This is a genomic window from Streptomyces sp. NBC_01463 (assembly GCA_036227345.1).
Classification (GTDB): Bacteria; Actinomycetota; Actinomycetes; order Streptomycetales; family Streptomycetaceae; genus Streptomyces.
The window spans coordinates 7239488-7263103 of sequence record CP109468.1 but is presented as its reverse complement, the minus strand read 5'-3'; the positions used below and the strand labels follow the sequence as shown (position 1 = coordinate 7263103).

Annotated in this window: 22 protein-coding genes; 8 read left to right on the top strand and 14 right to left on the bottom strand. The window is 72.1% G+C overall.

The annotated features are described in order from the left end of the window. Positions 1–150: 150 nt before the first annotated feature. Complete coding sequence (locus OG521_32070; GenBank protein ID WUW25147.1) at positions 151–1083, bottom strand: LysR family transcriptional regulator; 933 nt, start codon at positions 1081–1083, stop codon at positions 151–153. Positions 1084–1153: 70 nt separating this feature from the next. Between OG521_32070 and OG521_32065 the strand changes: the two genes are divergently transcribed. After that, positions 1154–2302: a TDT family transporter gene (locus OG521_32065; GenBank protein ID WUW25146.1), complete on the top strand. Its 1149-nt coding sequence runs from the start codon at positions 1154–1156 to the stop codon at positions 2300–2302. On the opposite strand, the gene OG521_32060 is transcribed toward OG521_32065, so the two are convergent. The 4 genes from OG521_32060 to OG521_32045 form a co-directional block, all read right to left on the bottom strand. Beyond that, positions 2241–2948: a helical backbone metal receptor gene (locus tag OG521_32060; GenBank protein WUW25145.1), complete on the bottom strand. Its 708-nt coding sequence runs from the start codon at positions 2946–2948 to the stop codon at positions 2241–2243. The genes OG521_32065 and OG521_32060 overlap by 62 nt on opposite strands. Positions 2949–2986: 38 nt before the next feature. Beyond that, positions 2987–3532, bottom strand: a complete 546-nt coding sequence (locus tag OG521_32055) for a helix-turn-helix domain-containing protein (protein ID WUW25144.1) — start codon at positions 3530–3532, stop codon at positions 2987–2989. 172 nt (positions 3533–3704) lie between these two features. Further along, positions 3705–6341, bottom strand: a complete 2637-nt coding sequence (locus tag OG521_32050; GenBank protein ID WUW25143.1) for an ABC transporter permease/substrate binding protein — start codon at positions 6339–6341, stop codon at positions 3705–3707. Further along, positions 6334–7458, bottom strand: coding sequence for a glycine betaine/L-proline ABC transporter ATP-binding protein (locus OG521_32045; GenBank protein WUW25142.1), 1125 nt, complete (start codon positions 7456–7458; stop codon positions 6334–6336). The genes OG521_32050 and OG521_32045 overlap by 8 nt, the downstream gene beginning before the upstream one ends. A gap of 260 nt (positions 7459–7718) precedes the next feature. Here OG521_32045 and OG521_32040 point away from each other — a divergent pair, with 260 nt between their 5' ends. Then, positions 7719–8627: a 5'-3' exonuclease gene (locus tag OG521_32040; protein ID WUW26876.1), complete on the top strand. Its 909-nt coding sequence runs from the start codon at positions 7719–7721 to the stop codon at positions 8625–8627. 111 nt (positions 8628–8738) lie between these two features. After that, positions 8739–9581, top strand: a complete 843-nt coding sequence (locus tag OG521_32035; protein WUW25141.1) for a siderophore-interacting protein — start codon at positions 8739–8741, stop codon at positions 9579–9581. A gap of 82 nt (positions 9582–9663) precedes the next feature. On the opposite strand, the gene OG521_32030 is transcribed toward OG521_32035, so the two are convergent. Further along, a complete protein-coding gene (locus OG521_32030) occupies positions 9664–10302 on the bottom strand; it encodes a MerR family transcriptional regulator (protein WUW25140.1) in 639 nt (212 codons plus the stop codon). 106 nt (positions 10303–10408) lie between these two features. Between OG521_32030 and OG521_32025 the strand changes: the two genes are divergently transcribed. Beyond that, positions 10409–11371, top strand: a complete 963-nt coding sequence (locus OG521_32025) for a hypothetical protein (protein ID WUW25139.1) — start codon at positions 10409–10411, stop codon at positions 11369–11371. Continuing rightward, complete coding sequence (locus OG521_32020) at positions 11368–11841, top strand: ABA4-like family protein (GenBank protein ID WUW25138.1); 474 nt, start codon at positions 11368–11370, stop codon at positions 11839–11841. Before OG521_32025 ends, OG521_32020 begins: the two co-directional genes overlap by 4 nt. Positions 11842–11852: 11 nt before the next feature. Here OG521_32020 and OG521_32015 read toward each other — a convergent pair whose 3' ends face one another. The 3 genes from OG521_32015 to OG521_32005 all read right to left on the bottom strand — a co-directional run bounded on the left by OG521_32015 (position 11853) and on the right by OG521_32005 (position 14531). Further along, positions 11853–12632, bottom strand: coding sequence for an ABC transporter permease (locus OG521_32015; GenBank protein ID WUW25137.1), 780 nt, complete (start codon positions 12630–12632; stop codon positions 11853–11855). Further along, positions 12629–13642: an ATP-binding cassette domain-containing protein gene (locus OG521_32010; protein ID WUW25136.1), complete on the bottom strand. Its 1014-nt coding sequence runs from the start codon at positions 13640–13642 to the stop codon at positions 12629–12631. The genes OG521_32015 and OG521_32010 overlap by 4 nt, the downstream gene beginning before the upstream one ends. Before the next feature lie 220 nt (positions 13643–13862). Then, a complete protein-coding gene (locus tag OG521_32005; protein WUW25135.1) occupies positions 13863–14531 on the bottom strand; it encodes a PadR family transcriptional regulator in 669 nt (222 codons plus the stop codon). Positions 14532–14722: 191 nt separating this feature from the next. On the opposite strand from OG521_32005, the gene OG521_32000 reads away from it, so the two are divergent. Beyond that, positions 14723–15307, top strand: coding sequence for a sigma-70 family RNA polymerase sigma factor (locus tag OG521_32000; GenBank protein ID WUW25134.1), 585 nt, complete (start codon positions 14723–14725; stop codon positions 15305–15307). Continuing rightward, positions 15304–16080, top strand: a complete 777-nt coding sequence (locus OG521_31995; GenBank protein WUW25133.1) for an anti-sigma factor — start codon at positions 15304–15306, stop codon at positions 16078–16080. The genes OG521_32000 and OG521_31995 overlap by 4 nt, the downstream gene beginning before the upstream one ends. Positions 16081–16295: 215 nt before the next feature. On the opposite strand, the gene OG521_31990 is transcribed toward OG521_31995, so the two are convergent. Genes OG521_31990 through OG521_31970 form a run of 5 tightly spaced genes read right to left on the bottom strand, consistent with a single transcriptional unit; the run spans position 16296 to position 21742 of the window. Next, positions 16296–17099, bottom strand: a complete 804-nt coding sequence (locus tag OG521_31990; GenBank protein WUW25132.1) for a DUF1295 domain-containing protein — start codon at positions 17097–17099, stop codon at positions 16296–16298. Next, the gene (locus OG521_31985) at positions 17096–18466 is read right to left on the bottom strand and encodes a cyclopropane-fatty-acyl-phospholipid synthase family protein (GenBank protein ID WUW25131.1); all 1371 of its coding nucleotides are present in this window, start codon (positions 18464–18466) and stop codon (positions 17096–17098) included. The genes OG521_31990 and OG521_31985 overlap by 4 nt, the downstream gene beginning before the upstream one ends. After that, positions 18463–19746 carry a cyclopropane-fatty-acyl-phospholipid synthase family protein gene (locus OG521_31980; protein ID WUW25130.1) on the bottom strand — a complete coding sequence of 428 codons (1284 nt, stop codon included), beginning with the start codon at positions 19744–19746 and terminating at the stop codon, positions 18463–18465. The genes OG521_31985 and OG521_31980 overlap by 4 nt, the downstream gene beginning before the upstream one ends. Positions 19747–19748: 2 nt before the next feature. Further along, entirely contained in the window at positions 19749–20474 is a 726-nt protein-coding gene (locus OG521_31975) for a DUF1365 domain-containing protein (GenBank protein ID WUW26875.1), read from the bottom strand. Next, positions 20468–21742 carry an FAD-dependent oxidoreductase gene (locus tag OG521_31970; protein WUW25129.1) on the bottom strand — a complete coding sequence of 425 codons (1275 nt, stop codon included), beginning with the start codon at positions 21740–21742 and terminating at the stop codon, positions 20468–20470. Before OG521_31970 ends, OG521_31975 begins: the two co-directional genes overlap by 7 nt. A 259-nt stretch (positions 21743–22001) precedes the next feature. On the opposite strand from OG521_31970, the gene OG521_31965 reads away from it, so the two are divergent. Continuing rightward, on the top strand, positions 22002–23540 hold the full coding sequence (locus tag OG521_31965) for a sulfite oxidase (GenBank protein ID WUW26874.1): 1539 nt from the start codon (positions 22002–22004) through the stop codon (positions 23538–23540). Positions 23541–23616 lie beyond the last annotated feature (76 nt).

Below are 23616 nucleotides of genomic sequence, written 5' to 3'. Positions count from 1 at the left end.
CGCGGCCGCGCCCTGCGCCGCCTGGAAGGCCCTGACGGTCGGCAGGCCCAGCGGTGGCGGACGCCCTCCGCGGGCGGTGCGGTCACGGTCATCCGGACATCCTTCCGCTCGGCCGGCGGGCCGGCCAACGGATTTGTCCGCCCGCCGCCCTCAGTCGCCGGGCGGGCCCGACCGGGTCAGGGAGAGCAGGTCGCGGGCCGGTCCGGTGGGGCGGTGGCCGGAGGGCCAGACCGCGCGGAGCTGGCGGCGCAGCCGGACCCCGGCGATCGGCACCTTGACCAGGCGCCGGGCCGAGAGTTCCTCGCCGAGCGCGAGTTCGCTGAGGACGCAGGGCCCCGCGCCGCTCTCGGCGGCCCCCTTCACCGCGGTCGTGGAGGAGAGTTCGAGGAGGGGCTGCGCGAGTCCGCCGTGGACGGCGAGGGCGGCGTCCAGGACCTGACGGGTGCCGGAGCCGTGTTCGCGCAGGATCAGCGGGGTCCCGGCCAGCTCCTGCGGGGTCAGCGGGGTGCGGCGGCGGGCCCAGGGGTGGGACGGGGCGACGACCACGACCAGGCGGTCGTGGGCGATGACCGTGCCGTCGAGCCCCTCGGGGACGGAGAGTCCCTCGACGAAGCCGAGGTCGGCCTCGCCGCTGAGCAGCCGCCGGGCGACCGCGGCGGAGTTGCCGGCGAGCAGCGACACGGCGGTGTCCGGGCGGTCGCCGCGCAGCGCTATCAGCCAGCCCGGGAGGAGGTATTCGGCGATCGTCATGGAGGCGGCGACCCGCAGCCGGGAGTCTCGGCGGTCGCGCAGCGCCTGGGCGCCCGCGTCGAACGCCTCGGCCGCCTCGACGACCCGGCGCGCCCAGTCGGTGACGAGGGCGCCCGCGTCGGTGAGCCGGGAGCCGCGGGGCGAGCGGTCCAGGAGGGCGAGGCCGAGCTGCCGCTCCATGGAGCGGATGCGGCTGCTGGCGGCGGGCTGGGTGATGCCGACGTCCCGGGCGGCCCGTCCGAGGCTGCCGTGCCGGGCGACGGCGATGAGCAGCTCCAGTGCGCCGAGATCGGGCACCCGGTGGGACAGAAGGGCAGGTGGATCGCTGGACATAAGTCCACCTTATGACCTCATAGACCGGGACTCCCTGGTGGGGGACGGCCGGGGCGCCGAAAATCGTGGCATGGCCATCTTTCCGCAGACCCGCACCGCTCTTCCGTACGCCGGCACCGTCCGGCGGCCGGCCCTGCGGCACTTCGGCCCCAACTGGTACGCGACCGTCATGGGCACCGCGATCGTGGCGAGTGCGGGCGCCGCGCTGCCGGTGCACGTCCCCGGGCTGCGGGCGGCCTGCTCGCTGGTGTGGGTGCTCTCCGCGGTGCTGCTGGCCGCCGTGCTCACGGCTCGCGCCGGGCACTGGTCGGCCCACCGCGACCAGGCCCGTGCCCATCTCCAGGACCCGGCGGTCGCCCCCTTCTACGGCTGTCTCCCGATGGCGCTGCTGGCCGTGGGGGGCTCCGGCATGGTCGTCGGCAAGGACGTGATCGGGCATCAGGCGGCCCTGGTCCTGGACGTCGTGCTGTTCACCGCGGGCACGCTGACCGGTCTCGCGGCCGCCGTGGCGATTCCGTACCTGATGATCGTCCGCCACCGTCCCGGGCCCGGGACCGCGTCGCCGGTGTGGCTGCTGCCGGTGGTGGCGCCCATGGTGTCCGCGGCGCTCGGCCCGCTGCTGGTGCCGGAGCTGCCGGAGGGCCAGTGGCGGGAGGCGCTGCTGCTCGCCTGTTACGCGATGTTCGGGCTGAGCCTGCTGGCCACGCTGGTGATGCTGCCGCTGGTCTTCGCCCGGCTGGTCCACCAGGGGCCGCTGCCGCTCGTGCTGACGCCCACGCTGTTCCTGGTGCTCGGCCCGCTGGGCCAGTCGACGACCGCGGTCAACGCGCTCGCCGATGTGGCTCCGGGTGCGATCCAGGCACCGTACGCCTCGGCGCTCGGCGCGTTCGCCGTGCTGTACGGAGTGCCGGTGACGGGGTTCGCGCTGCTGTGGCTGGCGCTGTCGGCCGCGCTGGTGGTGCGGGCGGTGCGGGGCGGGATGACGTTCGCCATGACGTGGTGGGGCTTCACCTTCCCCGTCGGGACGTGTGTGACGGGCGCCGCCGGGCTGGCCCGGCACACCGGCCTGACGGCGTTCGGGTGGCTGGCCGTCGCGCTGTACGTCCTGCTGGTGGCGGCCTGGGCGGTGGCCGGGGCGCGCACGGTGCGCGGGCTGCTCAGCGGAGCGCTGCTCGCAGCGCCGCGGGGGCCCGCACCAGTGACGGCCCGTACCACGTGAGATACCGGCCGTCGACGAGCGCGGCGGGCAGCGCGGGGAAGGCCTCGGGGCCGTCGTCGGCGGTGAAGCGGTACGGCTCGTCGGGCAGGACGACCAGGTCGGCGCCGGCCGCGGTCAGCTCGTCCAGGGGGATGCGGGGGTAGCGCTCGGCGTGGTCCGCGTAGACGTTGGCCACCCCGAGCCGGGCCAGCAGGTCGCCGGCGAAGGTGTCGCGGCCCAGCACCATCCAGGGCCTGCGCCAGACGGGGACGATCGCGCGGCGCGGGACACCGGGCCGCGGCAGGGCGGACCAGGCCGCCTCGGCCTCGTCCAGCCAGCGTGGCCTCGGCAGACCGCAGGCGCCGGTCAGGACCCGGTCCAGCTCCGCCAGGGCCTCGTCGAGGGTGCGGACGGTGGTGACGAGGACCTCGGTGCCGGCGTCGCGCAGCGCGGCGAGGTCGGGTGCGCGGTTCTCCTCCTCGTTGGCCACGACGAGATCGGGCCGGAGGGCGAGGATCGCGGGCACGTCGGGATTCTTCGTGCCCCCGACACGGGCGGCGTCCAGTCCCGCCGGGTGGGTGCACCAGTCCGTGACGCCGACGAGCAGCCCGGGGCCGCTCTCGGCGAGGGCCTCGGTGAGCGAGGGGACGAGGGAGACGACGCGCACGGGAACACCTCCTGGTCGCGGAACCGGTCCGGTCCCTCTCAGCGCCGCGGGTCGAACGTGGCGTCGATGTGCTCGGCGACCGCGACGACCAGCAGCCGGGTGCCGGGGACGGTGGCCCGCCAGCGATGCCGCACCCCGCCCGAGAGGAACAGCGTGTCGCCGCGCTCCAGCCGGTAGGCCTGCCCCTCGGCCTCCACCTCGGCGGCGCCCTCCGCGACGTACATCACCTCGTCGTTGCGGTGCTGGAACTCGCGCCCGAGGTCCAGCTCCCCGGTGAATTCGAGGGCGCTGAGCTGATGGCGCCCGCGCACCACCCGGCGTACGCCGTCCTCGTCGCCGCCGCGCACGACATCGACCGCGCGGGCCGAGTCCGCGGCGGCGCGGAGCCGGGCGGTGGTGGTCTCCAGCGCTTCGGCGACCCGGTCCAGGGAACGCGGGCTGGGTCTGGCCCGTTCGTTCTCGATCTGGCTGAGGAACGGTACGGACAGGCCGCTGCGCGCGGCGACCGCGGCCAGGGTCAGTCCCAGGGATCTGCGCTGTCGGCGGACCGCGGCACCCACCCGGAGTGTTTCCTTGTCGTCCATTGTCCGGCTCCCTCCCGACTCGCCATCCTTCCGGCTGCCAGCACCTTACGCACACCGTTGCGCAAGGACGGCGGGTAATCGGGATGTCCGGACAGCCGGGGAGGGGTGGGCGCCGCCGCCGGCGGTGCCCACCCCTCTCCGTGCCGCCGCCCCCGAAGGGGCCGGGCCGCTGTTACTGCTGAGGTGCCATCTTGTCCGCGATGCCCGGGTTCTTCTCCATCCAGGCCTTCACGGCTTCCTCCTCGTGTCCCGTACCGAGCTTCTGGATCTGGTTCTCCAGGCCGGCGAGCTGGTCCTCGCTGAGCTTGAAGTCCTTGAACCACTTGGTCAGCTGCGGGTAGTTCTTCGGGAAGTCCTTGGAGGCGATGGTGTGCAGCCGGTCGCCGTCACCGAACGCCTTCTTCGGGTCCTGGAGCTTCGTCATCCCGTACTCGCTGTACGCCCAGTGCGGGGTCCACAGCAGGACGGCGATGGGCTCCTTCTTGGCGTACGCGCGCTTCAGCTCGGCGAGCATGCCGGGCGTCGAGGAGTCGAGGACCTTGTACTCCTTGTCGAGGCCGTACGACGGCAGCACGTTCTTCTTCAGGTTCTCCATCGTGGCCGTGCCCGGCTCGATCCCGACGATGCGGCCCTTGAACTGATCGCTCTTGCCCTTGAGGTCGGCCAGGGTCTTCACGCCCTTGACGTAGTCGGGCACCGCGACCTCGATGGAGGTCGGGCCGTACCACGAGCCGATGTCGGTGAGCTTGGAGCCGTACTTGTCCCAGTAGTTCTTCTGGGTGTACGGCAGCCAGCCGTCGAACTGCACGTCGAGCTGGCCGCGGGACATCGCGGTGTACATCGGGCCGACCTCGAACTGCTTGAGGTTGATCTTGTAGCCGCGGTCCTCCAGGACGGCCTTCCACAGGTACGTGGCGGCGATGTCCTCCTCCCAGGGGAACCAGGCCATCTCGACGGTGCGCTCGCGCTCGTCCTTGCCGTTGGCGCCCTTGGAGGAGGCGGCCTTCTTCACCGGGGCCGCCTTGTCGGCGAATCCCGGGTTGGCCTTGAGCCAGGTGCGGACGGCCTCCTGCTCCTTGCCGGCTCCGCTCTTCTGGATCTGCGCCTCAAGACTGGTGAGCTGGTCCTCGGTCATCTTGAAGTTCTTGAGCCAGCCGCCGACCTCGGGGTTCTCGTCGGAGAAGCCCTTGCGGGTCAGCGTGTGGATGCCGTCGCCCTTGCCCCAGAGGTTCTTGGGGTCCTTGAGCTTGGTCAGCTCGTACTGGTTGTACGCCCAGTGCGGCGACCAGAGCGGAACGACGATCGGTTCCTTCTTGGCGTACGCGCGCTTCAGCTCGGCCAGCATGGACGGCGTGGAGCCGTCGACGACCTTGTACTCCTTGTCCAGGCCGTAGCCCGGCAGGATCTTGTCCTTGAGCAGGCCCGTCTCACCGGCGCTCGGCTCGATGCCGACGACGCGGCCCTTGAAGTCGGACGCCTTGCCCTTGAGGTCGTCGAGCGAGTCGACGCCCTTCACGTACGAGGGGACGGCCAGCTCCAGCGAGGTGGGACCGAACCAGGACCCCATGTCCTCCAGGCGGTCCTTGTACTTCTTCCAGTACGCGGCGTGGGTGACCGGCAGCCAGGAGTCGGTCTCGAAGTCGATCTGGCCGCCCGCCATACCGGTGTACAGCGCGCCGGCCTCGTACTGCTTGGCGTCGACCTCGAAGCCGCGCTGCTCCAGCAATTCCTTCCACAGGAAGGTGGAGGCGATGCCCTCGTCCCACGGGATGTAACCCATGCTGATCTTCTTGCCGGCCCCGATGTTCTTCGGGTCGGAGCCCGCGGTGCTGTCCGAGTCCGTGCTGCCGAACAGGCTCATGCTGCCGGCCACCAGGGCGAGGACGACGATGCCGGCCACGGCGACGAGGGGCTGCGGGCGGTAGTTCCACACCTTCAGTCCGCCGGTCACCGCCTGCGCCTTGGCGAGCGCGCGGCGGGCCAGCGGGGAGACCTCGCGGCCCAGGGCGCTGGTCATCCGGTCCAGGTACATCGCCAGGACGACGATGGAGATGCCCGCCTCGAAGCCGAGGCCGACGTCGACGTTGCCGATGGCGCGGTAGACGGCGCCACCGAGGCCGCCGCCGCCGACCATGCCGGCGATGACCACCATGGACAGGCCCAGCATGATGACCTGGTTGATGCCCGCCATGATCGTGGGCAGCGCCAGCGGCAGCTGCACCCGCAGCAGGGTGTTGCGCGACGTGGTGCCGAAGGCCTCGGCCGCCTCGACGAGTTCGCCGTCGACCTGGCGGATGCCGAGCTCGGTCATCCGGACGCCGGGGGGCAGCGCGAAGATGATGGTGGCGATGATCCCGGGGACCACGCCGACACCGAAGAAGATGACGCCGGGGATCAGGTAGACCATGGCGGGCATGGTCTGCATGAAGTCCAGGACCGGCCGGGTCACCGCGCTGACGGCCTTCGAGCGGGACGCCCAGATGCCGAGGGGTACGGCCAGCACCAGCGTCACGATCGTCGCGACGAGCACCAGGGTGAGCGTGTCCATCGCCTCGTCCCACAGATCGACGGAGTCGATGAGGGCGAAGCCGACGAACGCGAGTACACCGGCGAGCAGACCGCGCAGCCACCAGGCGATGACAGCGACGATGCCGGCGAAGAGCAGGGGTGCGGGGGCGGAGATGACGGCGGCGATGCCGTCGAACATGCCGCTGACGACGGAGCTGATGGCGTCGAAGAGCCAGGCCAGATGGTTCTGGAGCCAGTCGACAGCCGTGTCGACCCAGTCGCCGAGGTGGAGCCTAAACACTGGCCACCTTCTTCAGGGAGGCCGCGGCGTCCTGGGGAGCCTCGGCGGGGGTCATCGGCTCACCGAGGACGGCGAGCAGGCGGGCCCGCGGCACGACGCCGGTGAGCTTGCCCTTGTCGTCGGTCACCGCGACCGCGACACCGCTCTGCGAGCAGGGCGTGAACAGCTCGATGATCGGGGTGGACTCGGTGACGGTGGCCGGGGCCTCCCGCAGGACGTCGGCGGGGGTCCGCAGCTCCTTGCCGTCGTCCGTGGTGGTGCCCATCACGGTGTGCGGTTCGGCCATGATGGCGCCCGCGGTCAGCACCCGGGAGCGGTCCACGTCCTGGGTGAAGGAGGCCACGTAGTCGTTGGCCGGCGTGACGAGGATGTCCTCGGCGGTGCCGAGCTGGACTATCTCGCCGTCGCGCATCACCGCGATGCGGTCACCGAGGCGCATGGCCTCGTTGAGGTCGTGGGTGATGAAGACGATGGTCTTCTTCAGCCGCTTCTGCAGCTCCAGGAGCTGGTCCTGCATGTCGCGGCGGATCAGCGGGTCGAGCGCGCTGAAGGACTCGTCCATCAGGAGCAGGTCGGCGTCGGTGGCGAGTGCGCGGGCCAGGCCGACGCGCTGCTGCATGCCGCCGGACAGCTCGTCGGGCCAGGACTTCTCCCAGCCGGCGAGGCCGGTCATCTCCAGCGCCTCGGTGGCACGGCGGTTGCGCTCGGCGCGCGGCACACCCTGCACCTCGAGGCCGTAGCCGGCGTTCTCCAGGACGCTGCGGTGGGGGAACAGCGCGAAGTGCTGGAACACCATGCTGATCTTGGTGGAGCGGACGTGGCGGAGTTCGGCGGGGCTCAGGGCGGTCAGGTCCTGTCCGTCGAAGAGCACCTTGCCCGCGGTGGGCTCCAGCAGTCCGTTGAGCATGCGCAGCAACGTGGACTTGCCGGACCCGGACAGACCCATCACGACGAAGATCTGGCCCGGTTCCACGGTGAACGATGCGTCGATCACCGCTGCGGTCGTTCCGTCGGCGCGCAACTCGTCGCGGTCCGTGCCGCTCTCGAGTTTCTGCACGGCTTGATCGGGTCGTCTGCCGAAGACCTTGTACAAGTGTTCGGCTTGCAGCCTAGACACATACACCTCACGCGTTGAACCGAAAAACGGTCTGCCACCCCCTCCGGCAGACCGTGGAGCGGTGCGGATTCGGTCCGCATGGCACGTGCACTAGTTGAAAATGCGACGTGGTCCGCTCCGATGCCGCGCCTGCCCCCGCTTATGCGGGGCAAACACAAGAGTGAGCCAGCTCACAGAAGAGCGGCCCCGGTCCGGGAACCGCGTCCGCGGCGGCCACTGTCGGTGGGGTGCGGCATCATCGGGGTGTGACGCGACGCCTGATGCTCCTCGACACCGCCTCCCTCTACTACCGCGCCTACTTCGGGGTGCCCGACTCGGTGCGCGCACCGGACGGGACCCCGGTCAACGCCGTCCGCGGACTGCTGGACTTCATCGGCCGGCTCGTGCAGGACCACCGGCCGGACGATCTGGTCGCCTGCTGGGACAACGACTGGCGTCCGCAGTGGCGGGTCGACCTGATCCCCTCGTACAAGGCGCACCGCGTCGCGGTGGAGACCGGCGAGGGGCAGCCCGACGAGGAGGAGACGCCCGACACGCTGGCCCCGCAGGTCCCGGTCATCGCGGACGTGCTCGACGCCCTCGGCATCGCCCGGGTCGGCGTCGACGGCTACGAGGCGGACGACGTGATCGGCACGCTGACCGGTCTGGCGACCGGCCCGGTCGACATCGTCACCGGCGACCGCGACCTCTACCAGCTGGTCGACGACGCCCGCGGGGTGCGGGTGCTGTACCCGCTGAAGGGCGTCGGCTCCCTCCAGGTGACGGACGAGGCCTGGCTGCGCGAGAAGTACGGGGTGGACGGCTCCGGCTATGTCGACCTGGCGCTGCTGCGCGGCGACCCGAGCGACGGACTGCCCGGCGTCCCCGGCATCGGGGAGAAGACGGCGGCGAAGCTGCTGGACGCGTTCGGCGACCTCGCCGGGATCATGGCAGCGGTCGGCGATCCGGCGGCCAGGCTGACGCCCTCGCAGCGCAAGCGGCTCGACGAGGCCCGTGACTACGTGGCCGTCGCGCCGACGGTGGTCCGGGTCGCCGGGGACGTACCGCTGCCCGGGTTCGACCCCGTACTGCCGGCCGAACCGCGCGATCCCGCGACGCTGGAGGCGCTCGCCGACCAGTGGGGGCTGGGCGGCGCCCTGCAACGGCTGCTCGTCACGCTCACGGCCTGAGGGATCGATTACCTCCCCACCCCGGCGCCGGGGTGTTAAGTTAGGTAACCCTAAGACCGATGGTCCGTGTATGAACCACCGGTTCGGCATCCGTACCAGGGAGACAACCTCGTGGCAGAACGACCGGCGCGGCAGGCACCCACGGCGCAGGGTGCGCAGGTCCTGCGCACCGAGCAGATCACCCCGCACATGATCCGGGTGGTGCTCGGCGGCGACGGTCTCGCCGGCTTCGCGCTCTCCGGCTTCACCGACCACTACGTCAAGCTGTGCTTCGCGCCCGAGGGTGCGGACTACGCGCACCCCTTCGACATGGCCCGCATCCGCGAGGAGTTCCCGCGCGAACTGTGGCCCACCACCCGCACGTACACGGTGCGTTCCTGGGACCCGGCCGCCCGGGAGCTGGCGATCGACTTCGTGGTGCACGGCGACGAGGGCCTGGCCGGTCCGTGGGCGGCGCGTGCGGCGGCCGGTGACCAGGTGACCTTCCTGGGCCCCGGCGGGGGTTACGGCCCCGACGCCTCGGCCGACTGGCACCTCCTGGTGGGCGACGAGAGCGCGCTGCCCGCCGTGGCCGCGGCGCTGGAGCAGATGCCCGCGGGCGCGGTGGTGCACGCGTTCATCGAGGTCTCGGACGCCTCCGAGGAGCAGAAGATCGCCTCGCCGGACGGCGTCGAGGTCACCTGGCTGCACCGGGGCGACCGCCCCGTCGGCGAGGCGCTCACCGCCGCGGTGAAGGGGCTGGAGTTCCCCGCGGGCGACGTCCAGGCCTTCGTCCACGGCGAGGCCGGCTTCGTCAAGGAGATCCGCCGCCATCTGCGGCTGGACCGCGGGATCCCGCTGCCGCAGCTGTCGATCTCCGGCTACTGGCGGCTCGGCCAGAACGACGACGCCTGGCGCTCGGTCAAGCGCGAGTGGAACGCGCAGGTGGAGCGCGAGCAGGAGAGCGCCGAGTAACGCCTTCGCCCATGACATGGCAGTGCCCCGGCCCTCACGGACCGGGGCACTGCCATGTCCGCCGGGGCGCTCCGGCGCCCGGTCAGCCGTCCGCCTCCTCGCTGTACGCCCGCGCCGACGCGTCCACGTGCGCGAGCCGTCGCAGGGCGTTGAACATCGCCTCGCCCAGCACCGTGCCGACGACCACGCGCTCCACCAGGTCCTCCCGCGCTTCGCGTTTGCCGACCCAGTCGAGGTCGACCCGGGCGATCTGCTCGGCGGCCGCCGCGTAGTCGTCGAGCAGTTCGACGAACGCCCCGTGCCCGGCCTGACGCACCGCCACCAGCACCTCGGCCAGGGACTCCCCGCCCGGACTGTCCGCGCCGGAGAGCCAGCCCCTGCGCCGCAGCAGTTCCGCCACGTCCTCGCGGGCGTCGGCCAGTTCGGCTCCGGCTTCCTCGCCCTGCGACGGCGAGAGACGCTTGGCCGCCGCGCCCAGCACCTCGTGCACGGGCTGCGCGGGGTCCTCCATCGCCCGCAGCACGTCCCCGATGGCCGCCAGCGGCAGCCCGCCGACATCCAGGAGGGCGCGGATGAGCCGCAGTCTGCGCTCGTGCCCGGCGTCGTAACTCGCCTGGTTCGGGCTGGTCAGCTGCCCCGCGGGCAGCAGCCCCTCCCGTACGTAGTACTTGATCGTCGGTACCGGAACCCCGGACCGGCGGCTCAACTCGCCTATGCGCACCGCGCGTTCTCCCTTTTCCTGCTTGCCATCCCGCACCTCATCATAGATAGTTCCCCTATCGGATAGCGGAGAGCGCTGCTATCCATAATCATCTCAGGGGGATCTCATGCCGCAATGGCGTACCTGGCACCGTCCATTAGTCGTCTTCGCCGCCGCCATGGCCGTGACGGCGGTCGTCTCGGGCATCGGCCTGCTGGTCGACGACCGGGTCCTGGCGGGCTCGGCGATCTGGTTCAAGCCCTTCAAGTTCGCGGTCTCCTTCGTGGCGTACGCCCTCGCCCTCGCCTGGATGCTGACACTGCTCACGCGGGGCCGTCGCACCGGCTGGTGGGCCGGGACCGTGGTCGCGCTGGCCAGTCTCGCCGAGATGGCGATCATCGTCGGGCAGGTCGTCCGGGGGAAGCGCAGCCACTTCAACAACGCCACCCCGTTCGATGCGTCGCTCTTCGCCGCGATGGGCGCCACCGTGGTCATCCTGTGGGCCGGCACCCTGGTCATCGCGATCCTGCTGATGCGCGCCCGCATCGCGGACCGCGCCTCCGCCTGGGCGATCCGGTCCGGCGTCGTCCTGGCGCTGGTGGGCGCCGGCTTCGGCTTCCTGATGACCCGGCCCTCGCAGGAGCAGCGCGCGGCCGGGAACCTGGACACGGCCGATGTGATCGGCGCGCACTCCGTGGGGGTACCGGACGGCGGACCCTCGATGGCGCTCACCGGCTGGTCGACGACCGGCGGCGATCTGCGCGTCCCGCACTTCGTGGGGATGCACGCTCTGCAACTGCTCCCCCTCTTCCTGATGGCGCTGGTCGCCCTGGCGCCGCGCCTCGCCCGGCTGCGCGACCCCCGGGTCCGGCTGCGCCTGGTCCTGGTCGCCTCCGGCTCCTATGCCGCGGTCACCGCCCTGGTCGCCTGGCAGGCGTTGCGCGGCCAGCCGCTGATCCACCCCGACGCCGCGACGCTCGTCGCCACCGCGCTGGTCCTGGCCGCCACGGCCGCCGGGACGTACGGCGCGCTGCGCCCCTCCTCCCCCGCACACACCTCCCGCACCACCGACAAGGAGCTCGTGTCATGACCGGCGCACTGTTCGAGATCGCGTTCCTGCTGGCCGCACCCTTCTGGCTGCTCATGATCTTCGCGCCGGGCCGGGCGGTCACCTCCCGGATCGCCGCCTCGCCCCTGACCGTCCTGCCGGTCCTCGCCGTCTATGTGGCGATGGCCCTGCCGGTCCTCCCCGAGCTGTGGACGGCGGTGCGCAGCCCGGACATCGACACGTTCCGCGATCTGACCGCGCTGTCGAACGGGGCGGGAGCGGTGTGGGCCCAGGTCATCGCCTGGGACCTGCTGCTGGGGCAGTGGATGTTCCTGGAGAGCCGCCGGCTGGGCATCCCGCCGTACGTGATGGGACCGCTGCTGGTCCTGACCATCCTGCTCTCACCGTTCGGACTGCTGGTCTTCCTGGTGCTGCGCGCGGTCCGCAACCGGGGCGCCCGGTCCGGGAGCGGGCTCCCGGACCGGGCGGACGGTGTGGTGGCGGGCCGGTGAGGCCGCTGCCGTCAGACGGACTTCTGGTACGAGCGGAAGGTGCGGGTCGACAGCCACACCGCGATCACGGCGAGGGCCAGCAGCGCTCCCCCGCGGCTGAGCACCAGTCCCCAGTCGGGTTCCCGGGTCAGTGCCGAACGTCCGGCCACCATCGCCCAGTTGACCGGGTTGAAGTCGGCGATGTGGCGCATCCAGGACGGCATCTGGCTCGGGGCCATGAAGGACGACGACAGGAAGGTCAGCGGCAGCAGCAGGAAGGTGTTGATGCCGATGATCGACTCACGCTGGCGGACCAGCATGCCCAGGGCGTTGGAGAACGCCCCGAAGACCGTGCCGAGCAGGATCGAGGCGACGACCAGGATCAGCAGTCCGCCCGCCCCGCCCGGGTAGGTGGCGCCCGCGGCCCAGCCGAGCAGGACGATGACCAGGGACTGCACGGCGGTGCTGATGCCGTTCTGCACGACGTTGGCGTTCATCAGGGCGTTGCGGCTGACGGGTGTCGTCAGAAAGCGGTTGAGCGTGCCCCGTTCGATCTCCTCCAGGGTGCCCATGCCGGCCCACATGCTCGACCCCAGGGCGCTCATCACGACGATGCCCGGGATCAGGTAGTCCAGGTACGACGTGGTGCCGAAGCCGCCGAGTTCGACGACCTTCCTGAAGAGGTTGCCGAACAGGAACAGCCAGATCACCGGCTGGATCAGCGAGATCACCAGGAAGACCGGCTGCCGGAGGATCGCCGTCAGCTGGCGCTGGGTCATGTACCAGGTCTGGGCGAGGGCCTGACTGCTCATCGGGTTCCTCCTGCGGCGGCCTGGGCGGGGACGCGGTGCGGGGCCGCGGTCTCCGCCTCGGAGAAGCGGCGGCCGGCGTAGCGCAGATAGACGTCGTCGAGGGAGGGGCGGGCGACCGTGGCGGCGGCCACGGCCGCCCCGGCCCGTTCCAGCGCGGCGAGCAGCACCGGGACGGCGGCCGCGCCGTCGTCGGCACGGACGCTGACCCGGCGGCCCTCGACCAGCACCTCGTGGACACCGGGCAGTCCGGCGAGCGCCGCGCCGGTGGCGGCGCGGTCGCCGTCGGCGCGCAGCTCCATGTGCACGGCGTCGCCGCGCAGTTCGCCCTTGAGTTCGTCGGGGGTGCCCTCGACGACGATGCGGCCGCGGTCGACGATCGCGATGCGCTCGGCGAGCCGGTCGGCCTCTTCGAGGTAGTGCGTGGTGAGCACGATCGTGAGGCCCTCGTCGGCGGCCAGCCGCGCGATCTCCTCCCACATCGCCGTGCGGGCCTCCGGGTCGAGGCCGGTGGTCGGCTCGTCGAGGAAGAGCACCTCGGGGCGGTGGACGAGACCGAGCGCCACGTCGAGGCGGCGCTGCATCCCGCCGGAGTACCCCTTGACCTGGCGCTTCCCGGCGTCGGCGAGGTCGAAGCGGTCCAGCAGCTCATCGGCCCGCCGCTGGACGGCGGCGCCGCGCATCCCGTACAGGCGGCCCTGGAGCACCAGGTTCTCCCGGCCGGTGGCGACGGGGTCGGCGCCGGACTTCTGGGCGACGACACCGATCGCCCCGCGGACCCGGTCGGGGTGGCGCAGGACGTCGTGCCCGGCGACGGACGCGGTCCCGGAGTCGGGGCGGGCGAGCGTGGTGAGGATCTTGACGGTGGTGGACTTCCCGGCCCCGTTGGGGCCGAGGAGCCCGAAGACGGTGCCGGGCGCGACGGTGAGGTCCATCCCGCTCAGCGCGGTGACCTCACCTGGATAGGTCTTGATCAGCTGCCGCGCCTGGACGGCGGGCGCACGGGTGCTCATGGCGGAGCTCTCCTGTGGTCGGCTGGACACTCGGGTCTCCGAGTGCCCGGTGGGCCGAGCCGGTCCGCGTGAGGAGTGCCGGGCTATCCTGGGTGTGCCGCACCTCGATCGCCTGGCGTGCCTTCACGGCTTGTCCGGTCCGGGGTTCGAGACCTCGGCGGGCGCTGCTCCAACAGCTCCTGCCGGGGTCTTTTCTTCTTTCCGGGTCCGTCCTCCTCCGTCACGCCCCGCTTTCGGGGCCGGGGGCAGGGACGATGGCCTGCTCGTCCAGTTCCTGCCAGTCCTGGGGCACCTCGCCGGTCTCGTGGAACGACTTCCACTCCTCGATGCCGCTGATGGCGGAGTCGGTGAGCTCCTTGCGGAACCCCCTGATCCACTCCAGCTGCGCCTCGATCATGTGGAGCTGGTACTCCGTCTCGACGACGAAGACCCGGGGCAGCGCGTCACCCAGTTGGGCGAGCACGCCCCGGAGGGCCGCCGCCTGGACGGTCTGCGCCTGCTCCCGGTCGGTCAGCAGCTCCGCCACCTCGTCCGGCGGCAGCACCGGAAGCAGCGACAGGGCGGTGTCGAAGACGGGGAACTCGGCGGCGGGCACCGCGATCAGATCGGACAACCAGTCCAGCATCTCGGCGCGCCCGGCCCCGGTGATGCCGTACAGCGTGCGCTCGGGGCGGTTGCCCTGCCGCTGCACGCCCGTGACCTCCACATAGCCGTGCTTCTCCAGGTTCTGGACCACGGTGTAGAGCGAGCCGAAATTGATCTTGACGCTGTGCTGCTTGCCGCGCCGGCGGAGGGTCTGGGCAATCTCGTACGGATGCATGGGGCGCTCCGCGAGCAGCACCATCACCGTGAGTGCCAGTGGATTGCCGAGCTTGCGCCGCTTGGCCACCGCCCTCACCACCCCTCACTTCGTCACCGAATACTCGTCACCGAACATATCTCGATTCTCCGCGACACGTCAACCACGATGTATCGCGTATCGCGCAGGGCGTGGAAGGATTCCGTCCCCTGACCAATCCGCACCGTCACCGGCTCCGAATCACCCGTGGAGACCGATGAGCATCCCGGAAGGAAGCCCGCGTGAAAGAAGCCGTGCACATCAGCGGATTGGCCTCGGCGGGGCCCGATCTCCAGGAGCTCCTGGGGATGGTCGCCCGGGGCGATCAGGATGCGTTCGCGCAGGTGTACGAGGCCGTCTGCGGGCCGGTGCTCGGTCTGGTGCGCAGCGTCCTGCGCGATCCCGCCCAGTCGGAGGAGGTCGCGCAGGAGGTACTGGTCGAGGTGTGGCGCACGGCGCCGCGCTTCCGGGCCGCCCGCGGGAGCGCCATGAACTGGGTGCTGACGCTGGCCCACCACCGGGCGGTGGACCGGGTGCGCTCGGTCGAGGCGACAACGGCCCGTGAGCACAAGGCGGCGCTGCTCGACCGCACCCCCGCCTTCGACGACGTCACCGAACAGGTGGAGAGCCGGCTGGAGCGGGAACAGGTCCGCCGCTGCATGCGGACCCTGTCCGAACTCCAGCGCGAGTCCGTCACCCTCGCGTACTACCGCGGACTGACCTATCGCGAAGTGGCAGAGCTGCTCGCGACACCGCTGGGAACCATCAAGACTCGACTGCGCGACGGACTGATCCGGCTGCGCGACTGCCTCGGGGTGAGCGCATGAGCGACGCCGGACTGCACACGATGACCGGGGCCTACGCCCTGCACGCGCTGCCGGACTCCGAACGCCGGGAGTTCGAACGCCACCTGGGCGACTGCGAGGCCTGCTCCGTCGAGGTGCGCGAGCTCTCGGAGACCGCGACCCGGCTCGGGCTCGCCGTCTCGGCCGCACCGCCGCGGGAACTGCGCGAGCGGGTGCTGCAGGAGATCGCGACCGTGCGCCAGGAGCCGCCGTCCGGCGGCCACCGCGCCCGCACCACGAGCGCCGGCCGTACCACCGCGAGCCGCACGTCCCGGTGGCCGAAGTTCGCGCTCGCCGCGAGCCTGGCCGCCGCCGCCGGCTTCGGCGGGATCGCGGTGTGGCAGAACCAGGAGGCACAGGAGGCCCGGCAGGACTCCCGCGCCGCCCAGCAGGAGAGCGACCAGCTCGCGCAGGTCCTCGCCGCACCCGACGCACAGACCCGGTCCGGGTCCCTGGAGGACGGCGGGAAGGGCACGGTCGTGGTGTCCAAGAGCCAGAACCGCGCCGTGTTCCTCGCCTCGGGACTCGCCGAGGCGCCCGCGGGCAAGGTCTACCAGCTGTGGTTCGACGACGACGGCACGATGCGCTCCGCCGGTCTGATGCAGGCGTCGGGCACCTCGCCGACGACGTACGCCAGCCTGCTCGACGGCCCGGTGGACCAGGCGACCGGCATGGGTGTCACCGTCGAGCCGGCGGGCGGATCGGCGCAGCCGACCTCGGCCCCGCTGGCCCTGATGAACCTTCCGTCGGCATGAGCGAGCGCCCCGCCGCATGAGCGACGGCTGCGCCGGGCACCCGTTGGTGACCGGCGCAGTCGCTCGTCCGGGCCCCTGACGCAGTGGCCGCACGCGCTCGCCCCGGGTCGGGTCGTCCCGGTGGGCCGTGGCCATTTCGCGGTGTCCACCCCGTACTTCGGCCGTTGGGAGGCGGCCGGGGTACGGGGCACACTGGCTCCCTCCCGGCGGGCGGCTCAGCCGCGGCGCGGCGGGCGCGGGAAGAACCCGCTGGTCCGGTCCCTGTACGCGGCGAAGCCGGGGCGCTCGGCCATGTGCCGTTCCAGGAGCGCCTTTCCGCTGCCGCCGATGAGCAGGAAGCTCATCAGGACGGGTGCCACCAGGGTGGCGGCGGCCGCGCCGGGCGCCGGGCACACGATCAGGAACAGGCCCCACCACACGCAGAAGTCGCCGAAGTAGTTCGGATGCCGGGTCCAGGACCACAGTCCGCGGTCCATGATCTTCCCGCGGTTCGCCGGGTCTGTCTTGAACCGGGCCAGCTGGCGGTCCCCCACCGCTTCGAAGACCAGCCCCACCGCCCACACGCCCGCACCGGCCCAGGCCCACGCGCCGGCCGGTCCCGTCAGGTACCCGGCCGCCTGCACCGGGAGCGAGATCAGCCAGACCAGGGCGCCCTGGAGCAGGTACACCTTCCGCAGGGCGTACAGCCGCGGGTCGCCCGGCGCCCTGGCGAGCATCGCCGCGTACCGCGGGTCCTCGCCGTGCCCCCTGCCCCGCCGGGCGATGTGCCAGGCCAGGCGCAGCCCCCACACGGCGGTGAGCACGGTGACCAGGAGCCGGCGGGTGCCGTCCCCGTCGCCGGCCGACGCTGCGTACGAGACGAGGGCCACGGCGGTGAAGCCCAGGCCCCAGGCGACGTCCACGACCCGGTGCACACCCATGCGCAGGGCGACGGCGAACGTCGCGAGCATGACGGCCAGGGCGGCGCCCGCACAGGGCAGCAGGCCCTGTGCGAACGCCGCCCATGCGAAGCCGCTCATTCCGCGAGTCCGGCCGTCGCCCCGTCACGCGCGGCCGGCACCTCGGCCGAAGCCGCGTACCAGCCGTTGCGGGTGTCCGGCATCCCGGCCGCACCGGTCGTCTCCGGCCGTACGGAGAGGATCTGGTCCACGCCCATCCGCCGTTCGTCGAACGCCAGGGCGCCGCCTGCCAGGTAGAGCCGCCACACCCGCACGGTCTCCTCGCCGACGAGGTCCGTGAACTCCTGGTGGTTCTCCTCCAGGGTGCGCCGCCACGCGTCGACGGTCCGCACGTAGTGCTCGCGCAGCCCCTCGACGTCACGCACTTCGAGGCCGGCGCCCTCCAGCAGCGTCACCGTCTCGCCGAGCGGGCGCATGTGCATGTCGGGCGCGATGTACGACTCGATGAACGCGCCGCCGCCCGGGGCGTCGCGCCCGCGTGACATCTGCTGGACGAGCACCCGGCCGCGCGGCCGCACCATGGCGTGCAGCGTCCCGGCGAAGGCCGGGTACTGCTCGTCCCCGACGTGCTCGCCCATCTCGATGGTGGACACCGCGTCGTACCCGCCCTCGTGGCCCGGCGCCGGGGCGATGTCGCGGTAGTCGCAGCAGCGGACCTCGACGAGGTCCTCCAGGTTCCGTTCGGCCACCTGGTGGCGGACGTACGCCGCCTGTTCCCGGGCGAGGGTGACCGCGGTGACGCGGACGCCGTGCCGCTGCGCGGCGTACAGCGTGAGCGATCCCCAGCCGCAGCCGATGTCCAGCAGCCGGGCGCCCGGACGCAGTCCCAGCTTGCGGCAGATCAGTTCGAGCTTGTCGCGCTGCGCGTCCGCGGGGCCGTAACCGGGGGCGTCACTGGTCCAGTAGCCGCAGGAGTAGGCCATCGTCTCGTCGAGGAGCAGCGCGTAGAAGGCGTTGGAGAGGTCGTAGTGGTGGCTGACGGCGGCCCGGTCGCGGGCCTTGCTGTGCAGCACGCCGTGGAGTCCGGCGCGGGCGGCGGGTACCGGTGGCCGGGGGCCGACGGCGCCCAGCCGCAGCGCGGTGCCCAGCGCCCGCAGCCGGCCGCCGGCACCGGGGCTCGGCGGGCGCAGTCCGCGTTCGCGCACCGCGTGGCGCATCGCCCGCAGACCGGTGGCGAGATCACCTTCGATGTCGATGTCCCCGGTGATGTAGGCCTCGGCGAGGCCGAGTTCGCCCGGGGCCCACAGGAGCCGGCGCAGTGCGCGGCGGGAGCGGACGTGGACCAGGGGCCCGTCGGGGGCGCCGGTCTCGCTGCCGTCCCACATCCGTACCCTGACCGGCAGTTCGCCGCCGAGCAGCTGCTCGACGAGCGGTTCGAGGCGTTGCGCAGCGCCGGGGGCGGCGGTCTGCTTGGCCGTGAGTGTCATCGCGCTGTTTCCTGACGGGTCAGCAGCATCTGCTGCACATGGAGGTAGCCGGAGCGGAATCCCGCTTCGGAGTAGGCCAGGTAGAAGGTCCACATCCGGCGGAAGGTGGCGTCGAAGCCGAGCGCGTCGACGTCGTCGGTCCGTTCGGTGAAGCGTTCCCGCCACAGCCGCAGGGTCTCGGCGTAGTGGGTGCCGAAGTCGTCGCAGCGCTCGACGCGCAGGCCGGTGTGCTCGGCGGTGACCTGTCCGACGGCCTCGACGGACGGGAGGAGTCCGCCGGGGAAGATGTACTTCTGGATCCAGGTGTAGGTGCTCCCGCCGGCGCGCAGCCGGTCGTCCGGCATGGTGATGGCCTGGAGGGCGATCCTGCCGCCGGGGGCGAGCCGCTCCTCCAGGGTGCGGAAGTAGACCGGCCAGAACTCGGCGCCGACCGCCTCGATCATCTCGACGCTGATGATCGCGTCGTACTCGCCCTCGACGTCCCGGTAGTCGCTGAGCCGGACCTCGACACGGTCCTCGAACCCGGCGTCCCTGATCCGGCGGCGGGCCAGTTCCTGCTGCTCGCGCGAGAGGGTGACGGAGACGACGCGGGCGCCGCGGGCGGCGGCCCGGATCGCGAGTTCGCCCCAGCCCGTGCCGATCTCCAGGAGCTGGGTGCCGGGCCCGACCTCGGTGAGGTCGAGCAGCCGGTCGATCTTGCGGTGCTGGGCGGCGGGCAGCAGGGCGTGCTCGGCGGGGAAGCCGCGGAAGATCGCGGAGGAGTAGCTGAGCGTCTCGTCGAGGAAGAGCGCGAAGAGCTCGTTGGACAGGTCGTAGTGGTGGCTGATGTTGTCGCGGGCGCCCTCACGGGTGCCGAGCTGTCCGGCGGGGCGGCGGCGGGCCCAGACGCCCCGCAGCCGCTGGAGGGGCTGCGGGATCAGGGTGGCGACCTGGTCGGCGAGGACGGTCAGCACGCCCACCGGGTCGGGTGAGTCCCACTCCCCCGCCATGTAGGACTCGCCGAAGCCGATCAGTCCGTCGACGCCGATTCTGCGGAAGAACGTGGCGGGGTCGCGTACGTCCATCAGCGGGCCGCCGAGGCCGAGGTCCTCGCGTCCGGCGAGCCGGACCCGGAGCGGGAGGCGGTCCAGGGCATGGCGGACGAGCCGTTCGGCGATGAGGGTCCGCAGCCTTGAGCCGCGCGGCGGCCGCACGACATCGGGCCAGCGCCCGGGGTCGATGTCCGCGGTGGCGTGCACCGGGGGCGAGGTGGAGGGGGACGGGGAGTGGGACGTGGACACGCTCACTGCATTCCTTCCTGGGGGCGGTGGTGGGGACGGGGCTGTACGGGCAGTCCGCGCAGCAGCAGGCGGATGCCGTGCAGCCGGATGGCGGCCGAGACGACGGCGGTGGACCAGGGGTGGAGCAGCGCCAGCCGGAGCAGGGCGCGCGGGGTGACCGGGCGGCGCACTCCGCGGACCGTGGCGGTGAAGGGCCGGATGCCGGCCCGTTCCAGGTGCACCGTCAGGTCGAGCCGGGGCCCCGGCTCGGGGAGCCGCATCCGGTAGGAGCCGGTCACGTCGAAGAACGGCGAGACGTAGAAGTCCTTGCCGGTGGACGCCCGGCCGTCGGCGTCCGGGCGCAGCAGGTAGCAGTGGCGTTCGCCGTACGTGTTGTGCACCTCGGCGACCGTGCAGAGCGGGCTGCCGTCCGCGCGGCGGCACCAGTAGACGGTCAGCGGGTTGAAGACGTGGCCGAACACCCGGGCCTGGGTGAGCATCCGCACGCTGCCGTCGGCGAGGTCGACGCCGTTCGCGGCCAGGAAGCGGCTCAGTCCGTCCCGGATGGTCGGGGCCGTGCCGCCGAAGTGGTCGCGCGGGTCGAAACCCGCCAGCAGGCGCAGGGCCGCGGGCAGCGGTGGCGGCCCGTCCGGGTCGATCAGCCACAGGTAGGTGCGGTGCCGGAACGCGTACTTGCCCGGCGCACTCCGTACGTGGGCGATGGTGCAGGGGTAGAGGGCGTTCACCAGTCCACCCCCAGGGCGGCGGCGGCCTCGGCCCCCGAGCGGCAGCCGTCCTCGTGGAATCCCCAGCCGTGGTACGCCCCCGCGTAGGCGGTGACCGGGCCGGACAGGGCGGGCAGCCGGGCCTGCGCGGCCACCGACTCCGGGGTGAAGACGGGGTGTTCGTAGACCATGCGGGCGCGGACGAGGCCGGGGGCGACGCGGTCGGCGCCGTTCAGGGTGACGACGAAGGTCTCGGGGGCGTCGAGCCGCTGGAGCCGGTTCATGTCGTAGCTGACGGTGACGTGCCGGGCGTCGGCCGAGCAGTCCGGCATCAGGTAGTTCCAGGAGGCGCGGGCGCCGCGGGCGCTCGGCAGCAGCCGGGTGTCGGTGTGCAGCAGGGTGGGGTTGCGGGAGTAGCGGAAGGCGCCCAGGGTGCGGCGTTCCTCGTCCGTCGGGTCGGCGAGGATGCGCAGCGCCTGGTCGGGGTGGGTGGCGATGACGACGGAGTCGAACGCCTCGGTGGTGTCGTCGGCGGTGACGAGGTCGACGCCGTCCGCGTGCCGGCGCACGGCACGGACCGGGGTCGCGGTGCGGACGGCGGCGAGCTGCTTGGTGACCCGTTCGACGTAGGCGCCCGAACCGCCGGTGACCGTCCGCCACACCGGGGAGCCGCCGACCGCGAGCATCCCGTGGTGGTCGAGGAAGCGGAAGAGGTAGCGGGCGGGGTACAGCATCGCGGTCACCGGGTCGCAGGACCAGACCGCGGAGACCACGGGGGTGAGGAAATGGGCGGTGAAGTACGGGGAGAAGCGGCCGCGGGCGGCGAACTCGCCGAGCGTCATCGTGTCCGCGTCCGGTCCGCCGTCGGCCAGGAGGCGGCGGGCGGCCCGGTGGAAGCGCGGCACGGCGGCCAGCATCCGCAGATAGGCGGGGTCCCGGAGCTGGGCGGGCCGGGCGAGCAGACCGGCCGGGCCGCGGGCACCCGCGTACTCCAGGCCGCATCCCTCGCACCGCACCGACATGCTCATCTCCGACTCCTGGGTCGGGACGGCGAGCTCCGCGAAGAGCCGCAGCAGATGCGGGTAGGTGCGCCGGTTGTGCACGATGAAGCCGGAGTCGACGCGGTGGACGCGGCCGTCCGACGCGGGCAGGTCGTGGGTGTGCGCGTGGCCGCCCACCCGGTCGTCCGCCTCGAACAGCGTCACGTCGTGGGCCGTGCGCAGGATGTGCGCGGCGGTCAGTCCCGCCACCCCGCTCCCCACCACCGCTGTACGTTGCCGCCTGCCTGTCATGCCGTTCCCTCCGCCTGCCCGTGCCCCGCGCTCGCGCGCTGACGCGCGCGAGCGGCGAGGCCTCTCAACTGTGGTTCGTTACAGGTCGCGCCGCGGATTGGCCGGGACCGACTCTCATTCGTTCGGGTGACAGACCAATCCGCGGGCCGACCGGCCACGAATCCCGGTTGTGAGCGAAGATCGGAACGAAGCGAAGAGCGGGGCCCCCGGGTCCCGGCGGTCCCGCTGGGCACGAGCAGCCTGCGCCGCGCTCAGCGGTGTGATCGCCGGGTTCTGCGCCCTGGCCGTCGCCGAGCTCGTGGCGGCGGTCGTGCGTCCCGAGGCGGGTCCGGTCGCGGTGGTGGGCGGTGCGGTGATCGACCGCACTCCCCCGGCGCTGAAGGACTTCGCGGTCCGCCATTTCGGCACCAACGACAAGCTGGTCCTGGAGCTCGGGATTCTGGCCCTGCTGGCGGTCTTCGCCGTGGCGGTCGGGATGCTGGCACTGCGGCACCGGCTGATCGGTTCGGCGGCCGTTCTGGTCTTCGGCGTGGTCGGGGCGGTCGCGGCGATCGGGCGGCCGGAGGGCCGCCCGTCCGACGCCCTGCCCTCGGTGGTGGGTACCGTGCTGGCCGCAGGACTGCTGTACTTCCTGGTCGGACGGCTGGCTCCGGCTCCCGGCCCCTCCCCCGCGGCTGGCGGGAGGGACGGGGAGCCGGTCCGCGGCACCTTCGACCGGCGGGGCTTCGTCATCGCGGCGAGCGCCGCGGCGGTCGCCTCGGCCGGTGCCGGTCTGCTCGGGCGGCGGCTCACCTCCGCCGTCCAGGCCGGGGCCACCGCCTCACGGAACGACCTGGTGCTGCCCGTACCCGGCTCGCGGGCGCCCGCCGTACCCGCGGGCGCCGATCTGAAGATCCGGGGGCTGAGCTCGTTCGTCACCCCGAACAAGAGCTTCTACCGGGTGGACACGGCGCTGGTCGTGCCGCGGATCGACGCGAACGACTGGCGGCTGAGGATCCACGGCAAGGGCGTGAAGACGCCCCTGACGCTCAGCTTCCAGGACCTGTTGCGCCGCGAGATCATCGAGCGCGACATCACTCTGACCTGCGTGTCCAACGAGGTGGGCGGACCGTATGTCGGCAACGCGCGATGGATCGGTGTGCGACTGGCCGATCTGCTGCGCGAGGCGGGGGTGAAGCCGCCGTCCGGCGGTGGACCCGCCGACCAGATCGTGGCGCGTTCGGTGGACGGCATGACGATCGGCACGCCGGTCGAGGACGTCATGGACGGACGCGACGCGCTGCTCGCCCTCGGCATGAACGGTGAGCCGCTGCCCTTCGACCACGGCTTCCCGGTCCGGATGGTCGTTCCCGGCCTGTACGGATACGTCTCGGCCTGCAAGTGGATCAAGGACATCGAGCTGACCACGTTCGACGACTACGACGCCTACTGGGTCAAGCGTTCCTGGTCCAAGCAGGCACCGATCAAGACCGAGTCCCGGATCGACACCCCCCGCCCCTTCGCCTCCCCGAAGGCCGGCACCATTCCGGTCGCCGGGGTCGCCTGGGCCCAGCACCGCGGTATCCAGCGGGTCGAGGTCCGGGTGGACGGCGGCCCGTGGAATCCCGCGAAGCTGGCGGCCGAGGACAGCCGTGACACCTGGCGCCAGTGGGTGTGGGAGTGGCCGGCCACCTCCGGCAACCACACCCTGGAGGTCCGTGCGACGGACCGCACCGGCGCCACTCAGACCGACCGGCGCGTCGGCACCGTACCCAACGGTGCGACGGGCTGGCACTCGGTGGTGGTCGACGTGTCCTGACCGGACGGTCACCACCTCCCCTTACTCACGCGCTCCGCGAGGAGCAGCGTTTCGCACAGCCCAACCCCCTTACCGA